This is a genomic window from Streptomyces africanus (genome assembly GCF_030816955.1).
GTDB classification, from domain to species: Bacteria; Actinomycetota; Actinomycetes; order Streptomycetales; family Streptomycetaceae; genus Streptomyces; species Streptomyces africanus.
Genome location: NZ_JAUSYP010000001.1, coordinates 1,467,693 through 1,484,306 on the forward strand (window position 1 = coordinate 1,467,693; position 16,614 = coordinate 1,484,306).

At 70.9% G+C, this 16,614-nt stretch carries 16 protein-coding genes; 1 reads left to right on the forward strand and 15 read right to left on the reverse strand.

Translation table 11 applies throughout. The features are described from left to right. Window positions 1-33: 33 nt before the first annotated feature. Window positions 34-1,263, forward strand: a complete 1,230-nt coding sequence (locus QF034_RS06900) for a DUF349 domain-containing protein (RefSeq protein ID WP_307174089.1) — start codon at window positions 34-36, stop codon at window positions 1,261-1,263. Between the two features lie 82 nt (window positions 1,264-1,345). Here QF034_RS06900 and relA read toward each other — a convergent pair whose 3' ends face one another. The 15 genes from relA to pgsA form a co-directional block, all read right to left on the reverse strand. After that, a complete protein-coding gene (relA, locus tag QF034_RS06905; RefSeq protein ID WP_307174090.1) occupies window positions 1,346-3,859 on the reverse strand; it encodes a GTP pyrophosphokinase in 2,514 nt (837 codons plus the stop codon). A gap of 194 nt (window positions 3,860-4,053) precedes the next feature. Beyond that, entirely contained in the window at window positions 4,054-4,593 is a 540-nt protein-coding gene (locus tag QF034_RS06910) for an adenine phosphoribosyltransferase (RefSeq protein WP_307174091.1), read from the reverse strand. Then, window positions 4,590-5,705, reverse strand: coding sequence for a protein translocase subunit SecF (gene secF / locus QF034_RS06915; RefSeq protein ID WP_307174092.1), 1,116 nt, complete (start codon window positions 5,703-5,705; stop codon window positions 4,590-4,592). The genes QF034_RS06910 and secF overlap by 4 nt, the downstream gene beginning before the upstream one ends. A gap of 1 nt (window position 5,706) precedes the next feature. Beyond that, the gene (gene secD, locus QF034_RS06920; protein ID WP_307174093.1) at window positions 5,707-7,470 is read right to left on the reverse strand and encodes a protein translocase subunit SecD; all 1,764 of its coding nucleotides are present in this window, start codon (window positions 7,468-7,470) and stop codon (window positions 5,707-5,709) included. Window positions 7,471-7,602: 132 nt separating this feature from the next. Continuing rightward, window positions 7,603-8,100 (reverse strand): preprotein translocase subunit YajC, encoded by a 498-nt coding sequence (yajC, locus tag QF034_RS06925; RefSeq protein WP_307174094.1) that lies wholly within the window; start codon window positions 8,098-8,100, stop codon window positions 7,603-7,605. 185 nt (window positions 8,101-8,285) lie between these two features. Then, window positions 8,286-9,356, reverse strand: coding sequence for a Holliday junction branch migration DNA helicase RuvB (ruvB, locus tag QF034_RS06930; protein WP_307174095.1), 1,071 nt, complete (start codon window positions 9,354-9,356; stop codon window positions 8,286-8,288). 28 nt (window positions 9,357-9,384) lie between these two features. After that, entirely contained in the window at window positions 9,385-9,990 is a 606-nt protein-coding gene (ruvA, locus tag QF034_RS06935; protein WP_086561766.1) for a Holliday junction branch migration protein RuvA, read from the reverse strand. Continuing rightward, the gene (ruvC, locus tag QF034_RS06940; protein ID WP_307174096.1) at window positions 9,987-10,517 is read right to left on the reverse strand and encodes a crossover junction endodeoxyribonuclease RuvC; all 531 of its coding nucleotides are present in this window, start codon (window positions 10,515-10,517) and stop codon (window positions 9,987-9,989) included. The genes ruvA and ruvC overlap by 4 nt, the downstream gene beginning before the upstream one ends. A gap of 115 nt (window positions 10,518-10,632) precedes the next feature. Beyond that, window positions 10,633-11,385, reverse strand: a complete 753-nt coding sequence (locus QF034_RS06945) for a YebC/PmpR family DNA-binding transcriptional regulator (protein WP_086561764.1) — start codon at window positions 11,383-11,385, stop codon at window positions 10,633-10,635. Between the two features lie 48 nt (window positions 11,386-11,433). After that, a complete protein-coding gene (pdxT, locus tag QF034_RS06950) occupies window positions 11,434-12,039 on the reverse strand; it encodes a pyridoxal 5'-phosphate synthase glutaminase subunit PdxT (RefSeq protein WP_307174097.1) in 606 nt (201 codons plus the stop codon). Window positions 12,040-12,043: 4 nt separating this feature from the next. Further along, complete coding sequence (gene pdxS / locus QF034_RS06955) at window positions 12,044-12,955, reverse strand: pyridoxal 5'-phosphate synthase lyase subunit PdxS (protein ID WP_307174098.1); 912 nt, start codon at window positions 12,953-12,955, stop codon at window positions 12,044-12,046. 145 nt (window positions 12,956-13,100) lie between these two features. Further along, on the reverse strand, window positions 13,101-13,643 hold the full coding sequence (locus tag QF034_RS06960) for a LemA family protein (protein WP_306968626.1): 543 nt from the start codon (window positions 13,641-13,643) through the stop codon (window positions 13,101-13,103). 44 nt (window positions 13,644-13,687) lie between these two features. Further along, the gene (locus QF034_RS06965) at window positions 13,688-14,851 is read right to left on the reverse strand and encodes a glycosyltransferase family 4 protein (protein ID WP_307174099.1); all 1,164 of its coding nucleotides are present in this window, start codon (window positions 14,849-14,851) and stop codon (window positions 13,688-13,690) included. Next, a complete protein-coding gene (locus QF034_RS06970) occupies window positions 14,848-15,756 on the reverse strand; it encodes a phosphatidylinositol mannoside acyltransferase (RefSeq protein WP_307174100.1) in 909 nt (302 codons plus the stop codon). Before QF034_RS06970 ends, QF034_RS06965 begins: the two co-directional genes overlap by 4 nt. Beyond that, window positions 15,753-16,523: a phosphatidylinositol phosphate synthase gene (gene pgsA / locus QF034_RS06975; protein WP_307179821.1), complete on the reverse strand. Its 771-nt coding sequence runs from the start codon at window positions 16,521-16,523 to the stop codon at window positions 15,753-15,755. Before pgsA ends, QF034_RS06970 begins: the two co-directional genes overlap by 4 nt. Window positions 16,524-16,614 lie beyond the last annotated feature (91 nt).

The window sequence follows — 16,614 nt, forward strand, 5'->3', positions numbered from 1 at the left end:
AGCCCCTCGCAGGCATCATGTGGAGGAGGCGCTGTGAGCAGCGACCCGTGGGGCCGCGTCGACGAGACGGGGACCGTGTACGTGCGTACGGCCGACGGCGAGCAGGTCGTCGGTTCGTGGCAGGCAGGCTCCCCCGAGGAGGCGCTGGCCTATTTCGAGCGCAAGTACGAGGGCCTGGTTGTCGAGATCGGCCTCCTCGAGAAGCGAGTGAAGACCACCGACCTGTCGGCGAAGGACGCCCAGGCGGCCATCGACCACATCCGGGAGCAGGTCGACGCGCATCACGCGGTGGGCGACCTGGACGCCCTGCGGGTCCGACTGGACAAGCTCACCGAGCTGGTGGAGGCTCGCCGCGAGGAGCGCAAGGCGCAGCGGGCCAAGCAGTCCGACGAGGCGCGCAAGGCCAAGGAGGCGCTGGTCGTCGAGGCGGAGGAGCTGTCGCAGTCCGACCAGTGGCGGGCGGCCGGTGAGCGGCTGCGGGCCCTGGTGGACACCTGGAAGGGTCTGCCGCGGCTGGACCGCAAGTCCGACGACGAGCTGTGGCACCGGTTCTCGCATGCGCGGTCGGCGTTCTCCAAGCGGCGCAAGCAGCACTTCGCGCAGCTGGACTCCCAGCGCGAGGAGGCGCGGCGGACCAAGGAGCGGCTGGTCGCCGAGGCCGAGGCACTGTCGAACTCGACGGACTGGGGTGCGACGGCCGCGCGCTACCGCGAGCTGATGGCCGAGTGGAAGGCCGCCGGCCGGGCCCAGCGCGAGCACGAGGACGATCTGTGGAACCGCTTCCGCGGCGCCCAGGACGTCTTCTTCGCCGCGCGCAGCTCGGTGTTCGCCGAGCGGGACGCCGAGCAGGCGGAGAACCTCAAGCTCAAGGAGGAGCTGGCCGAGGAGGCCGAGAAGCTCCTGCCGATCACTGACCTGAAGGCGTCCCGGGCCGCGTTCCGCACGATCAACGAGCGGTGGGAGGCCATCGGTCATGTGCCGCGCGACGCCCGGCCCAAGGTCGAGGGCCGGATGCACGCGGTCGAGCGGGCCCTCCAGGAGGCCGAGGAGACCGAGTGGCGCCGGACGAACCCGGAGGCACGCGCGCGTGCCGAGGGTCTGACCGGCCAGCTCCAGGCCGCCGTGGACAAGCTGAGGGGCCAGATCGAGCAGGCCCGGGCGCAGGGCAACAACGCCAGGGCCGACAAGCTGGAGCGTGAGCTCGAGGGCCGTCAGGCGCTGCTGGACCAGGCGCTGAAGGGTCTGCAGGAGTTCGGCGGCTGATCAGCCGGTCGGAAAAGGGCCCCGTACATGCCGTACGGGGCCCTTTTCGCGTGGTCGCTTTTCGCGTGGTCGCGGCGAGCCGTTACGACCTGCTGCGCGCCGACGTCACCCGGTACACGTCGTAGACGCCCTCCACGCCCCGGACCGCCTTCAGCACATGGCCGAGGTGCTTCGGGTCGCCCATCTCGAAGGTGAAGCGGGAGGTGGCGACGCGGTCGCGGGAGGTCTGGACGGCCGCGGAGAGGATGTTGACGTGCTGGTCGGACAGGACGCGGGTGACGTCCGAGAGAAGCCGGGAGCGGTCCAGGGCCTCCACCTGGATGGCGACCAGGAAGACCGAGGACTGGGTGGGCGCCCACTCGACTTCGAGGACGCGCTCGGGCTCGCGGGACAGCGAGTCGACGTTGACGCAGTCGGTGCGGTGAACCGATACGCCGCTGCCGCGCGTGACGAAGCCCATGATGGGGTCGCCGGGGACGGGCGTACAGCAGCGGGCCAGCTTGACCCACACGTCCTCGACGCCCTTGACGACGACGCCCGGGTCGGCGCTGGAGCGGCGCTTGCGGCTGCGGCCGCGGGCCGGCGGGATCGACTCGTCGATCTCCTCGGTGGCGGCCTCCTCGCCGCCGAGGGCCTGGACGAGTTTCTGCACGATGTTCTGCGCGGAGACATGGCCCTCGCCGATCGCCGCGTACAGCGCGGAGATGTCCGCGTAACGCATCTCGTGCGCGAGGGTCACCAGGGAGTCGCCGGTCAGGATGCGCTGGATCGGCAGGTTCTGCTTGCGCATGGCGCGGACGATGGCGTCCTTGCCCTGCTCGATCGCCTCGTCGCGGCGCTCCTTGGAGAACCAGGCGCGGATCTTGTTGCGGGCGCGCGGTGACTTGACGAAGCCGAGCCAGTCGCGGGAGGGACCGGCGCCGGATGCCTTGGAGGTGAAGACCTCGACCAGATCGCCGTTGTCGAGGGTGGATTCCAGCGGAACCAGCCGGCCGTTGACCCGGGCGCCTATGGTGCGGTGGCCGACCTCGGTGTGGACCGCGTAGGCGAAGTCCACCGGAGTGGCACCCGCGGGGAGCGCTATGACGTCGCCCTTGGGGGTGAAGACGAAGACCTCGTTGCGGGAGAGGTCGAAGCGCAGCGACTCCAGGAACTCGCCGGGGTCCTCGGTCTCCTTCTGCCAGTCCAGCAGCTGCCGCAGCCACGCCATGTCGTTGATGGCGTCCTTGTCCTTGCCGGAGGACTTGGGCGCGTCCGTGCGCACCTTGGAGGCGCCGGCGACGGCCTCCTGCTTGTACTTCCAGTGCGCGGCGATGCCGTACTCGGCGCGGCGGTGCATGTCGAACGTGCGGATCTGGAGTTCGACCGGTTTGCCGCCGGGGCCGATGACCGTCGTGTGCAGCGACTGGTACATGTTGAACTTGGGCATCGCGATGTAGTCCTTGAACCGGCCGGGGACCGGGTTCCATCGCGCGTGCACCGTGCCGAGGGCCGCGTAGCAGTCGCGGACGGTGTCCACGAGGACGCGGATGCCCACCAGGTCGTAGATCTCCGCGAAGTCCCGGCCGCGGACGATCATCTTCTGGTAGACGCTGTAGTAGTGCTTCGGACGGCCGGTGACGGTCGCCTTGATGCGGGCCGCCCGCAGGTCCTGCTGCACCTCGTCGGTGACGATGGCGAGGTACTCGTCGCGCTTCGGGGCGCGCTCGGCGACCAGGCGGACGATCTCGTCGTACATCTTGGGGTAGAGGATCGCGAAGGCGAGGTCCTCCAGCTCCCACTTGATGGTGTTCATGCCCAGGCGGTGGGCGAGCGGCGCGTAGATCTCCAGGGTCTCGCGCGCCTTCTTCTCCTGCTTCTCGCGCTTGAGGTAGCGCATGGTGCGCATGTTGTGCAGGCGGTCGGCGAGCTTGATGACCAGGACGCGCGGGTCCTTGGCCATGGCGACGACCATCTTGCGCACGGTCTCGGCCTGCGCGGCCTCGCCGAACTTGACCTTGTCCAGCTTGGTGACGCCGTCGACGAGCAGGGTGACGACGTCGCCGAAGTCGCGGCGCAGGTCGTCCAGGCCGTACTCGGTGTCCTCGACCGTGTCGTGCAGCAGGCCCGCCATCAGGGTGGCCGGATCCATGCCCAGCTCGGCGAGGATGGTCGTCACCGCGAGGGGGTGCGTGATGTACGGGTCGCCGCTCTTGCGCTTCTGGCCGCGGTGCCAGCGCTCGGCGACCTGGTAGGCGCGCTCGATCTGGCGGAGCGTCGACGTCTCGATCTTCGGGTCGTTGCTGCGCACTATCCGCAGCAACGGCTCCAGCACCGGGTTGTACGGGTTCGCGCGCTGGACGCCGAGGCGGGCCAGGCGGGCGCGGACACGGTTGGAGGAGCCGGTACGGGCCGGCTGACCGGAGGCCTGCCGCACGGGCGGGGCGGGCTTGGGGCGCGCCTGCTCGGCGGGCTTGTCGACCGGCGCCGACTGGGCGTGCTCGACCGGCCCGCGGGTGTCGTTCTTCGCGTGGGGCGCGTTCGGCGCGGGCTTGGCCGCGGCTGCCGAGGCGGACTCGGGCTTGGCGGCGGTCAGGTGCTGGGCCTCGTCTGGCAAGAGGGCTCCTCGTGCGCGATCCGGGTCCCCCGGTCAGGCTCCGGAGACCCCATGGTAGCCATCCTGGGCCCCAGGATCGCCTTCAGGCCAATGTGAGGACCGTCTACCCGAGAAACACGGGAGGCGGGCACCGGATTCCTCCGGGCCCGCCTCCGCGCTGTCGTGCCGGTGTACGGCGCTCTGCGGTGGGGTTTCTAGACCGTGAGCAGCGCCTCCAGCGGGGCGCCGTTCAGAGCCGGCTCCAGGCGGGCGCGGCCGCTGAGGAAGCCGAGCTCCATGAGGACGGCGAGGCCCGCGACCTCGGCGCCGGCCCGGCGGATGAGCTGGACCGAGGCCTCGGCGGTGCCGCCGGTGGCGAGGACGTCGTCGACGATCAGGACGCGGTCGTCGGCGGTCAGGTCCTCGGCGTGCACCTCGATCTCCGCCGAGCCGTACTCCAGGTCGTAGGCCTGGCCGAGGGTGGCTCCGGGGAGCTTGCCCGCCTTGCGTACGGGGATGAAGCCGAGGCCGGCGCGGACGGCGACCGGGGCGCCGAGGATGAAGCCCCGGGCCTCCAGGCCGACGACCTTGGTGGCACCGGTGCGCTCGGCGATCTCGGCGAGGGCGTCGGTGAGCGCGGTGAACGCCGCCGGGTCCGCCAGGAGCGGGGTGATGTCCTTGAACATCACGCCCGGCTCCGGGTAGTCCGCCACGTCCCTGATGCGGCTGAGCAGCAGCTCCCTGATGTCGGTCATCGGCGCTTCCCCGAGGGACGGCCACGGCCCCGGGTGCGGGACGCGGGCTGGTTGCGGGGGCCGACGACCGCGGGTGCCGCGTCCTCGGGCTCGCCGTCGTACGACTCGTCGGTGCCCTGGGGCTCGGTCCCGCCCTGGGCACCGGACTGGGCCCGCTTGGCGAGGACGCGCTTCCTGAGGGCCTTCAGCTGCGGCTCGCGCTCCTTGAGGTCGGCGACGAGCGGCGTGGCGATGAAGATCGAGGAGTACGCACCGGCGGCGAGGCCGACGAACAGCGACAGCGAGATGTCGTTCAGCATGCCGGCGCCGAGGACACCGCCGCCGATGAACAGCAGGCCCGCGACCGGCAGCAGCGCGACCACCGTGGTGTTGATGGAGCGGACCAGGGTGCTGTTGATCGAGCGGTTGGCGACGTCGCTGTAGGTCCAGCGGGTCTGCTTGGTGATGTCCTTGGTCTGTTCCTTGAGGCTGTCGAAGACCACGACCGTGTCGTAGAGCGAGTAGCCGAGGATGGTCAGCAGACCGATCACCGTGCCCGGTGTGACCTCGAAGCCGACCAGGGCGTAGATGCCGACCGTGATGGTGATGTCGTGGATCAGGGCGACGAACGCGGCCAGCGCCATCCGCCACTCGAAGGCGATCGCCAGGTAGAGCACCACGAGGACCAGGAAGATGCCGAGGCCCTGCCAGGCCTTGCCGGCGATCTGGTCACCCCAGCTGGGGCCGACCAGTTCGGCGTTGATCTGCTCCTTGTCGATCTTGAGGTCGTCGGAGAGCTTGTCCTTGATCTTGTCGGCCGCGCCGGTGTCGATGCCGGCCACCTGGATGCGCAGGCTGCCGTCGCCGAGCTTCTGGACGATCGCGTCGTGGCCGGAGGCCTCTTCCGCGTACGTCTCCGCCTGGGACACCGAGGCACTGGTGTTCTTCGGGGTGTTGAAGACGGCCCCGCCCTGGAACTCGATGCCCATGTTCAGGCCGCGGACCGCCAGGCCGACGATGGCCGTGATGGTGATCAGGATGGAGAGCCCGTACCAGATCTTGCGGTTCTTGACGAAGTCGTAGCCGACCTCGCCACGGTGCAGTCGGGCGCCGAGGGTGCCGAGTTTCGACATCTCAGGCCTCCTTGGTGTCGACGGGGGCGGCGGGGCGGCGGGTGCGGCGCAGCGGGGGCTTCGCACCCAGGCCCTTCGGGTCGAGGCCGGACCACTTGTGGCCGTTCGCGAAGAACGGGCGGCGGGCCATCAGCGTCAGCAGCGGCTTGGTGAAGAGGAACACGACGACCACGTCGAGCAGGGTGGTCAGGCCGAGCGTGAACGCGAAGCCCTGGACCTTGCCGACGGTCACGATGAAGAGCACCGCGGCGGCGAGGAACGACACGAAGTCGGAGACCAGGATGGTGCGCCGGGCGCGCGGCCAGGCCCGCTCGACGGCGGGACGCAGCGAGCGGCCCTCCCGGATCTCGTCGCGGACGCGTTCGAAGTACACGATGAACGAGTCCGCCGTGATGCCGATCGCGACGATGGCACCGCACACGGCCGGCAGGTTCAGCGCGAAATTGATGGTCGGGCCGAGCAGCGCCATGATCGTGTAGGTCAGGGCGGCGGAGACCAGCAGCGAGAGGATCGCGATGAACGCCAGGCCGCGGTAGTAGAGCAGCAGGTAGATGACGACCAGCGCGAGACCGATCGCGCCGGCGATCAGACCGGCCTTCAGCTGGTCACCGCCGAGCGCGGCGGTGACGGTCGAAACGCTGTCCTCCCGGAAGGTCAGCGGCAGCGCACCGTAGCTCAGCATATTGGCGAGGTCCTGGGCGGACTGCTGGTTGAAGTTGCCGGAGATCTCCGCGTTGCCACCGGTCAGCGCCTGCCGCACGTACGGGTCGGAGACCACGTCGCCGTCGAGGACGATCGCGAACTGGTTCTGCGGCGACTGGTTCTTGGCCAGCTTGCCGGTGATGTCCGCGAACTTCTTGCCGCCCCCGTCGGTGAAGTCCATCGTGACCGTCCAGCCGGCACCGCTCTGGGTGTTCAGGACGGCCTGGGCCTTGTCGACGTCGGTGCCGTCGACCTCGGCGGGGCCGAGGATGTACTTCTGCCACTGACCCTGCGAGTTCTTGCCGCAGGCCAGGGTGGGCTGGGAGGCCTTGACACCGTCGCCCACGGCGGAGCGGGTCTTCGCGTTGGTGCAGTCGAGCTTGGCGTACTGCTCCTGGAGCTTGCTCGCGTCGGCGGCGGCGCCGCCGGACGCGGACGGGGAGGGGCTGGCCTTCGCCTTGTCCGAGGCGCTCGCCGACGGCGTCGCGTCGGCCTTCAGCGCGTCCGTGACCGCGCGGCCCTGCGTGGTGGGCGAGGCGGACGGGGAGGCGGAGCCCTTGTCCGTGGCCTCGGGCTTGTCGGTGGCCTGGCCGGACGGCTTGTCCGAGGGGCTTCCCGTGGGGCTCGGCGAGGGGCTGGCCGCGCCGGCGCCGCCGGAGACCTCCGTGGCGATGACCGGGCGGAAGTAGAGCTTGGCGGTGGTGCCGACCTGCTTGCGGGCCTGCTCGGAGTTCGTGCCCTTGGGGATGTTGACGATGATGTTGTCCCGACCCTGCGTCTGGACCTCGGCCTCGGAGACGCCCAGACCATTGACACGGCGCTCCATGATGGAGACGGCGGTGTCCATGTTGGTCTTGTTGATCGCCGCCTCGTTGCCGGCCTCGGGAACCGCCTCGAGCGTGATGCTCGTACCGCCGGCCAGGTCGATGCCGAGGCGCGGTGTCGTGTGTCCCGAGGCGAACATCCCACCGGTGAGCGCCGCGATGGCGATCAGGATCAGGGCCAGCGAGCGCCCCGGCTTGCTCTGGGCGCTCGCGCTCCGGCCCTTTTTAGGTGTGGCCACCTTCTCGTACTCCCTCTCGGGCCGCCGCGCTCCGGATCGGCGGACGGGCGGCCATGACATGGTGTCGGGATTCCGTGCGAGCCGGTCGTGTCCCGGGGTGCGCGGGCCCGGCCCGCGCACCCCGGGACGCGACTACTTCGCCTCGGAGTCGCCGTCGGTCTTCTTCGGCTCTTCGTCCGTCTTCGCCTCGCCGGCCGGGGCGTCGTCGGCCGGCTCGTCGGCCGCGTCCTTCTTGCCGAGGTCGACGGCCTTGTCGTCAGCGGTGGCGTCGGCTGCGGAGTCGCCGGTCTCGGTGAGGGAGGAGGCGTCGTCCGGAACGAGGTCGGCGTCGGACTTCAGGTCGTGCTCGACGCCGTGGACGATGCGGTTGTACTCGTCGTCGGTGAGGACGGCGCCGATGGAGTTCTTGGCGAAGAGGAGCTCGACGCCCGGACCGGCGTCGACGAGGACGGTGTCCTCGTTCACCTCCTTGACGGTGGCGTACATGCCCCCGATGGTGCGGATACCGCTGCCGGGCTGCATTTGGTTCCGCATCTCCACGGCCTGCTGCTGCTTCTTCTTGGCCGATCGGGTCATCAGGAACATGGCCCCGATGAGCACGATGAACGGGAGGAGGGTCAGGAGACTCACGGGTCGGTACTTCCTTCACACGACCGCGCTGTGAGCGGCCAGATGGTTGGGGGTGTGTACGCCGCCGACAAAGGCGGCATCGGCGGAGTCTAAGCGAGTCCGCGCGCATGGAACAACGCTCAGCATGGCACCGGGGTTCCTGCTCCTGCCACTGGCCTCGCCGTGCCGGAGCGGTGACGACGCCGTCACGCCCCGAACAGGTCCTGTTGTCCGTTTCCCGCGGTCTGGGAGCGGGGCGGCGTGAGGCCGAGATGCGCCCATGCGGCGGGGGTGGCGACCCGGCCGCGCGGGGTGCGGGCCAGCAGGCCCTCCCGTACCAGGAAGGGCTCGGCCACCTCCTCGACGGTCTCGCGCTCCTCCCCCACCGCGACCGCGAGCGTGGACAAGCCGACCGGGCCGCCGCCGAACAGCTTGAGCAGGGCTTCCAGCACGCCCCGGTCGAGGCGGTCCAGGCCGCGGGCGTCCACCTCGTAGACGGCGAGGGCGGCCGCCGCGATGTCCCTGGTGATCAGGCCGTCGGCCTTGACCTGCGCGTAGTCCCGGACGCGGCGCAGCAGGCGGTTGGCGATGCGGGGCGTGCCGCGGGAGCGGCCGGCGATCTCGGCGGCGCCGTCCGGCTCGATCTCGACTTCGAGGAGGTCCGCGGAGCGGTGGATGACCCGCTCCAGTTCGGCCGGTTCGTAGAACTCCATGTGGGCGGTGAAGCCGAAGCGGTCGCGCAGCGGGGGCGGCAGCAGGCCCGCGCGGGTGGTGGCGCCGACCAGGGTGAAGGGGGGCAGCTCCAGCGGGATGGCGGTGGCGCCGGGGCCCTTGCCGACGATGACGTCGACGCGGAAGTCCTCCATCGCCATGTACAGCATCTCCTCGGCGGGCCGGGACATGCGGTGGATCTCGTCGAGGAAGAGGACCTCGCCCTCCTGGAGGGAGGAGAGGATCGCGGCGAGGTCTCCGGCGTGCTGAATGGCGGGGCCCGACGTGATGCGGATGGGGGCGCCCATCTCGGCCGCGATGATCATCGACAGGGTGGTCTTGCCGAGCCCGGGGGCGCCGGAGAGCAGCACGTGGTCGGCGGTGGCGCCCCGCGCGCGTGCGGCGCGCAGGACGAGGTCAAGCTGCTCGCGGACCTTCTCCTGGCCGATGAACTCGCCCAGATCCTTGGGGCGCAGGGCGGCCTCGACGGCCTGGTCCTCACGGTCGGCGACGGAGTCCACCAGCCGCTCGGCGGCATCGGCGTCGGTCGTGTCGTCCCAGTTCATGGAGTGTGCCTCGGAGTCTCGGTACGGATCATCGGGCGCGGTTCAGGGTCTGCAGGGCCGCCTTCAGCAGCTGTCCCACCTGAGGCGTGCCCTCGGCGGCCTCGGCCTGCGGGGCGACGGCGGTCACGGCCTCGTCGGCCTCCCGGGTCGCGTAGCCGAGGCCGATCAGGGCGGCGTGCAGCTGGTCGCGCCAGCCCGCGCTGACGGCCGTACCGACGGCGGGGGCGCCGACCGGCTCGCCGAGGCGGTCCTTCAGCTCCAGGAGCAGCTTCTGGGCGCCCTTCTTGCCGATGCCGGGGACGGCGGTGAGCGCCTTCTCGTCAGCGGTGGCCACGGCCCGGCGCAGGGCGTCCGGGCTGTGCACGGCGAGCATGGCCTGGGCGAGCCGGGGGCCGACGCCGCTGGCCGTCTGGAGCAGCTCGAAGGTCTGCCGCTCGTCGTCGTCCGCGAAGCCGTACAGGGTCAGTGAGTCCTCCCGTACGACGAGGGAGGTGTGCAGCTTGGCGGGCTGGCCCATGCGCAGCGTGGACAGCGTGTTCGGCGTGCACTGGACGGCCATGCCGACGCCGCCGACCTCGACGACCGCGGCGTCGGGGGCGAGCGCGGCGACGGTGCCGCTGACGAAGGCGATCATGCCGTACGGCCTTTCGATGTGTGCAGGGCGACGGCCTGCTGGAGTCGGTTCTGCGCGGGGGCGCGCCAGATGTGGCAGATGGCCAGGGCGAGGGCGTCGGCCGCGTCGGCGGGCTTGGGCGGTGCGCTGAGGCGGAGCAGGCGGGTGACCATGGCGCCCACCTGGGCCTTGTCGGCCCGGCCGCTGCCGGTGACGGCGGCCTTGACCTCGCTCGGCGTGTGCAGCGCCACGGGGATGCCGCGGCGGGAGGCGCACAGCAGGGCGACGGCGCTGGCCTGGGCGGTGCCCATCACCGTACGGACGTTGTGCTGGCTGAAGACGCGCTCGACGGCGACGAACTCCGGCCGGTGCTCGTCCAGCCACTGTTCGATGCCCTGCTCGATGGCGACGAGGCGGTGGCCAAGGTCCGCGTCCGCCGGTGTGCGGACGACGCCGACGCCGATCATGGTGAGCGGCCGTCCGGCGACGCCCTCGACCACACCGACACCGCACCGGGTCAGGCCCGGGTCCACCCCCAGAACGCGCACGCGCCCTCCCTCTCGATCGCCTGTTCCTGCAGGCTATCGGGTGCCACCGACAACGCGACGGGCCGACGGGGTGTGTCCCGTCGGCCCGTTGGGTTCCGCGGAGCCCGCGGCGGCGTTACGCGCCGACCTTCTCCATGACCTCGTCGCTGACGTCGAAGTTGGCGAAGACGTTCTGCACGTCGTCGCTGTCCTCCAGCGCGTCGATCAGCTTGAAGATCTTCTTGGCGCCCTCCTCGTCCAGCTCGACCTGCATGGTCGGGACGAAGTTGGCGTCGGCGGAGTCGTAGTCGATGCCGGCGTCCTGGAGGGCGGTGCGGACCGCGACCAGGTCGGTGGCCTCGCTGAGGACCTCGAAGCTCTCGCCGAGGTCGTTGACCTCTTCGGCGCCCGCGTCCAGCACGGCGGCCAGCACGTCGTCCTCGGTCAGCTCGCCCTTGGGGACGATCACGACGCCCTTGCGGTTGAACAGGTACGACACCGAGCCCGGGTCGGCCATGGAGCCGCCGTTGCGGGTCATGGCGACACGGACCTCGGAGGCGGCGCGGTTGCGGTTGTCGGTGAGGCACTCGATGAGCACGGCGACACCGTTCGGGCCGTAGCCCTCGTACATGATCGTCTCGTAGTCGGCGCCGCCGGCCTCCAGGCCCGCGCCGCGCTTGACCGCGGAGTCGATGTTCTTGTTGGGGACCGACGACTTCTTCGCCTTCTGGATGGCGTCGTAGAGCGTCGGGTTGCCTTCGGGGTCGGCGCCGCCCATCCGGGCCGCCACCTCGATGTTCTTGATCAGCTTCGCGAAGAGCTTGCCGCGCTTGGCATCGATGACGGCCTTCTTGTGCTTCGTCGTGGCCCATTTAGAGTGGCCGGACATCTGCCTGTCTCCTTCGCGTAACCCATCTCAGCAACGAACGCAGGAATCCTACAAGGACTCGGCCGTCCGGTTCGCGCGCACCATGTCGACGAACAGGGCGTGCACGCGGTGGTCTCCGGTCAGTTCCGGGTGGAACGACGTGGCTAGAGCGTTGCCCTGGCGGACGGCGACGATGTGGCCGTCGTGCTCGGCGAGCACCTCGGCCCGGGCGCCGACGGACTCGACCCAGGGGGCGCGGATGAAGACGCCCTCCACGGGGTCGCCCTCGACGCCCTTGACGTCGACGGCCGCCTCGAAGGACTCGTTCTGCCGGCCGAAGGCGTTGCGGCGCACGATCATGTCGATGCCGCCGACGGTCTCCTGGCCCGAGCGCGGGTCGAGGATCTTGTCGGCGAGCATGATCATGCCGGCGCAGGTGCCGTAGACGGGCATGCCGTCCCGCACGCGCGCGCGGAGCGGGTCCATCAGGCCGAACAGCACCGCCAGCTTGGAGATGGTGGTGGACTCGCCGCCGGGGATGACGAGGCCGTCCGCCTCGGCGAGTTCTTCGGGGCGCCGCACCGGCCTGGCCACGGCATCGGCCGCGGCCAGGGCGACGAGGTGCTCCCGTACGTCGCCCTGGAGGGCCAGGACGCCTATGACAGGAGTGCTCATGGGGTTACCAGCCGCGGTTGGCGTAGCGCTCGGTCTCGGGGAGGGTGTCGCAGTTGATGCCGACCATGGCCTCGCCGAGGTTGCGGGACGCGTCCGCGATGATCTTCGGGTCGTCGTAGAAGGTGGTGGCCTTCACGATGGCGGCGGCACGCTTGGCCGGGTCGCCGGACTTGAAGATGCCGGAGCCGACGAAGACGCCCTCGGCGCCGAGCTGGCGCATCAGGGCGGCGTCGGCCGGGGTGGCGACGCCACCGGCGGAGAACAGCACGACCGGGAGCTTGCCGAGTTCGGCGACCTCGCGCACGAGCTCGTACGGGGCGCGCAGCTCCTTGGTGGCGGCGTACAGCTCGTTGTTGTCGAAGCCGCGCAGCTTGGCGATCTCGTTCTTGATCTGGCGCAGGTGGCGGACGGCCTCGACGACGTTGCCGGTACCGGCCTCGCCCTTGGAGCGGATCATCGCGGCGCCCTCGGCGATGCGGCGCAGGGCCTCGCCCAGGTTGGTGGCGCCGCAGACGAACGGCGTGGTGAAGGCCCACTTGTCGGAGTGGTTGACCTCGTCGGCCGGGGTGAGGACCTCGGACTCGTCGATGTAGTCGACGCCGAGGGACTGCAGCACCTGGGCCTCGACGAAGTGACCGATGCGGGACTTGGCCATCACCGGGATCGAGACGGCGTCGATGATGCCCTCGATCATGTCCGGGTCGGACATACGGGCCACGCCGCCGTCCTTGCGGATGTCGGCGGGGACACGCTCCAGGGCCATGACGGCGACGGCGCCCGCGTCCTCGGCGATCTTCGCCTGCTCCGGCGTGACGACGTCCATGATGACGCCGCCCTTGAGCTGCTCGGCCATACCGCGCTTCACACGGGCGGTGCCGGTCTCGGGGGCCTGGGAGTTGGGGGACGTGGTGGACACGGGTGACCTCGCTACGGAGAGGGGATTCTGCAGCACCGAGGAAACGCGAGGGGACCAGGCCACAGCAAGGGCCAATGGGAACGCTGTGGATCCTTTTCCGGAGACGGCCCGGGGACGGCCGGGGAACGGGGCGTGAACCGGGGGCTCAGGCGGCCCGGTCCGCCAGGGCCGCCGGAGGCTCGTCGTCCATTTCGAAGGCCAGGGGGAACGGGGCGTGGCCCGCCAGCCGGAACCAGCGCACCTTGCGGTGCCGGCGCAGGGCACGGGCGGCCCGTACGGCGTCGTTGTGGAAGCGGCGGGCCATCGGGACGCGCCGCACCGCCTGCGCGAGCTCCTCGGCGGCCTCCTCGCCCCCGGGCGCCTCCCGCACCGCCTCCACCTGCTGGACCTCGCCGAACACCGCCCGCAACGCCTGGCTCAGCTCGCTCTCGGCGACCTCCCGCTGCTCCTCCTCCGCCTGACGGGCGGCGTGCGCGGCCTCGTAGAGGACGATCGAGGCGGCCGGATCGAGCACCCCCGAGGTGGCCAGTTCCTGGGCGACGGAGGCACGGCGCAGCAGCTGTGCGTCGAGTGCGGCGCGGGCCGCGTCGATGCGCGCGTGCAGCCGGTCCAGCCGCCCGGCCGTCCAGCTCAGGTACAGGCCGATCACCACGAGGGCGACGAGGATCCAGATGAGGGTTGCGGTCACGGCCCAGAGGCTACCGGTGCCTGCTCATACGGCCGTGTGCCCGGTCAGTCCCGGGCCAGCCCGAGCCGGCCCCACAGCCCGGTCGTCCGCTCGTCCTCGGCCACCGCCGCCGCGCCCGCCGTCACCGTCTCGTAGACGGACAGGATGTCCGCGCCGACGGTGGCCCAGTCGAAGCGGCGCACATGGGCGCTGCCCCGCTCGCGCAGTTCCGCGCGGCGGCCCGGGTCGTCCAGCAGGCGTACGGCCGCGTCGGCCAGGGCGTCGGCGTCCTCGTTGGGGAACAGCTCCCCGGCCTCGCCCCGGTCCAGGACCTGGGCGAAGGCGTCCAGGTCGGAGGCGAGGACGGGGGCTCCGGCGGACATGGCCTCGACCAGGATGATCCCGAAGCTCTCGCCGCCGGTGTTGGGGGCGACGTACAGGTCGACGCTGCGCAGGAAGCGGGCCTTGTCCTCGTCGCTGACCATGCCGAGGAACTCGACGCGGGAGCGCAGCTCGGAGGGCAGTGACTCCACCGCCTCCTCCTCGTCACCGCGCCCGACGACCAGCAGCCGGGCCCGCGGACGGGCCGCGAGGATCTTCGGCAGGGCCTTCATCAGCACCGGCAGGCCCTTGCGGGGCTCGTCGATGCGCCCCATGAAGCCGATCGTCTCGCCCTGCCACTCGGCCTTGGGCTCGGCCTTGGCGAAGAAGTCGACGTCGACGCCGTTGGGGATCACCACCGCGTCCCCGCCGAGGTGCTCCACCAGCGTGCGGCGGGCGTACTCGCTCACCGCGATCCGCGCGCTGATCTTCTCCAGGGCGGCCTGGAGGATGGAGTACGCGGCGATCATGGCCCGGGAGCGCGGGTTGGACGTGTGGAACGTGGCGACGATCGGCCCCCGGGCGGCCCAGCAGGTCAGCAGGCCCAGCGAGGGCGAGGTCGGCTCATGGATGTGGATGACGTCGAACGCGCCCTCGTGCAGCCAGCGGCGCACCCGGGCGGCGCTCAGGAAGCCGAAGTTCAGCCGGGCCACCGAGCCGTTGTACGGCACCGGAACCGCGCGCCCGGCCGAGACGACGTACGGCGGCAGGGGGGTGTCGTCGTCGGCCGGGGCGAGGACGGACACCTCGTGGCCCAGCCGGATGAAGTACTCGGCCAGGTCCCGGATGTGGAACTGGACGCCGCCCGGTACGTCCCAGGAGTACGGGCAGACGATGCCGATCCTCACGATGGCCCCTTCGCAGGGTCGAGGTCCGCGAGCCACAGGCGCTGCAGCATGTGCCAGTCCTCCGGGTGGTCGGCGATCCCGGAGGCGAAGGCGTCGGCCAGCGCCTGTGTCATGACGGACGTCCTCTCGGCGCGCGTGCCCGACTCGGGCACCTCCACGGGCGGGTGGACCCGGCCGCGCATCACGGGCGAGTCGTCGTACCAGAGGGTGACGGGGAGCAGCTGGGCGCCCGTCTGCTGGGCGAGCAGGGCCGGGCCGGCCGGCATCCGGGCCGTGTCGCCGAAGAAGCCGACCTCGACGCCGGAGGCGGACAGGTCACGGTCGGCGACCAGGCAGACCAGGCCGCCGTCGCGCAGCCGCCGGGCCAGGGTGCCGAAGGCGGTGCCGCCGCTGTGCGGCAGGACCTCCATGCCGAGGCCCTCGCGGTAGGCGACGAACCGGTCGTACAGCGTCTCCGGCTTCAGACGCTCGGCGACCGTCGTGAACGGGATGCCCAGCTTCGTGGTGACCCAGGCGCCGGCGAGGTCCCAGTTGGCCAGGTGGGGCAGGGCGAGTACGACGCCCTTGCCGGCGGCCAGGCCCTCGGTCAGGTGGTGCAGGTCCTTGGGGTCGAAGCCGTTGATGATCCGCTCCTCGCTCCAGGCGGGGAGGCGGAAGGACTCCATCCAGTAGCGCAGGTAGGACCGCATGCCCGCGCGCGAGAGCTCGGCGAGGCGCTCGGGGCTCGCGCCGGGAACCACGCGCGCGTAGTTGCTCTCCAGCCGCTGTACGCCCTTGCCGCGCTGCTTCCAGGCGAGGTCGGCGATGGTGTTCCCGAGCCGTACGGCGACCGGCTCGGGGAGCTTCTTGACGGTGCTCCACCCGAGTCCGTACAGCGCGTCCGTCAACCGGTCCTGTGCGCTCACGTGGCCGCCTCGCTCCCGTGGGAGGCGTTGTGCTGCTTGCCCTCATTGTCCTGCGGGGCGTCGTCCTGCGCGGCTGTCGCGGCCTCGGCCTCCGCGGACTCGCGGCGGACCGTGACGACCCGCTGGATCAGCGTGACGAGACTGCCCACGGCGACGATCCACAGGGCGACCGGCAGCAGGTACTGGATGCCGGGCACGCCGAACTTGTGCAGGCCCGCGAGCCCGGCGGCGACCAGGGAGATCACCAGCCGCTCGGCCCGCTCGACCAGCCCGTTGACGGCGACCGGCAGGCCGATCGACTCGCCGCGGGCCTTGGTGTACGACACCACCTGGCCACTGGCCAGGCAGAAGATCGAGACGGCACACAGGACGAGGTCGTCGCCCCCGCCGGCGTACCAGAGGATGAAGCCGCCGAAGATCGCGCCGTCGGCGACCCGGTCGAGCGTGGAGTCCAGGAAGGCGCCCCAGCGGCTGGAGCGGCCGAGCTGGCGGGCCATGTTGCCGTCGACCAGGTCGGAGAAGACGAACAGCGTGATCACGACCGTGCCCCAGAAGAACTCGCCCATGGGGTAGAAGACCAGCGCGCCCGCGACCACACCGGCGGTGCCGATGAGCGTGACGGTGTCGGGGCTGACGCCCCGCCGGATCAGAAACGCGGCGAACGGTGTGAGAACACGCGTGAAGAATGCACGCGCGTACTTGTTCAGCATGGCCTTCCCGAGGGTCGGTGTCGCCGTCTGGCCCCTGCTGGCCACCGGCTGGCCCATCGTAGCCACGCGCGCGTGCGGGCGACGGGCGGGACCCGAGGCCCGTGTCACGGCGCACCGGTGCGCGGGGCGGGGCGCGATCACGTCCTTC

Bases quoted from the DNA above. Each gene is read 5' to 3' on its own strand.
- pdxT (WP_307174097.1), bottom strand. From the start codon at position 12,039: ATGAGCACTCCTGTCATAGGCGTCCTGGCCCTCCAGGGCGACGTACGG.
- ruvA (WP_086561766.1), bottom strand. From the start codon at position 9,990: ATGATCGCCTTCGTCAGCGGCACCGTCGCCGCGCTCGCCCCCGACGCC.
- ruvB (WP_307174095.1), bottom strand. From the start codon at position 9,356: ATGAACTGGGACGACACGACCGACGCCGATGCCGCCGAGCGGCTGGTG.
- pgsA (WP_307179821.1), bottom strand. From the start codon at position 16,523: ATGGGCCAGCCGGTGGCCAGCAGGGGCCAGACGGCGACACCGACCCTC.
- QF034_RS06945 (WP_086561764.1), bottom strand. From the start codon at position 11,385: ATGTCCGGCCACTCTAAATGGGCCACGACGAAGCACAAGAAGGCCGTC.
- secF (WP_307174092.1), bottom strand. From the start codon at position 5,705: ATGTCGAAACTCGGCACCCTCGGCGCCCGACTGCACCGTGGCGAGGTC.
- QF034_RS06910 (WP_307174091.1), bottom strand. From the start codon at position 4,593: ATGACCGACATCAGGGAGCTGCTGCTCAGCCGCATCAGGGACGTGGCG.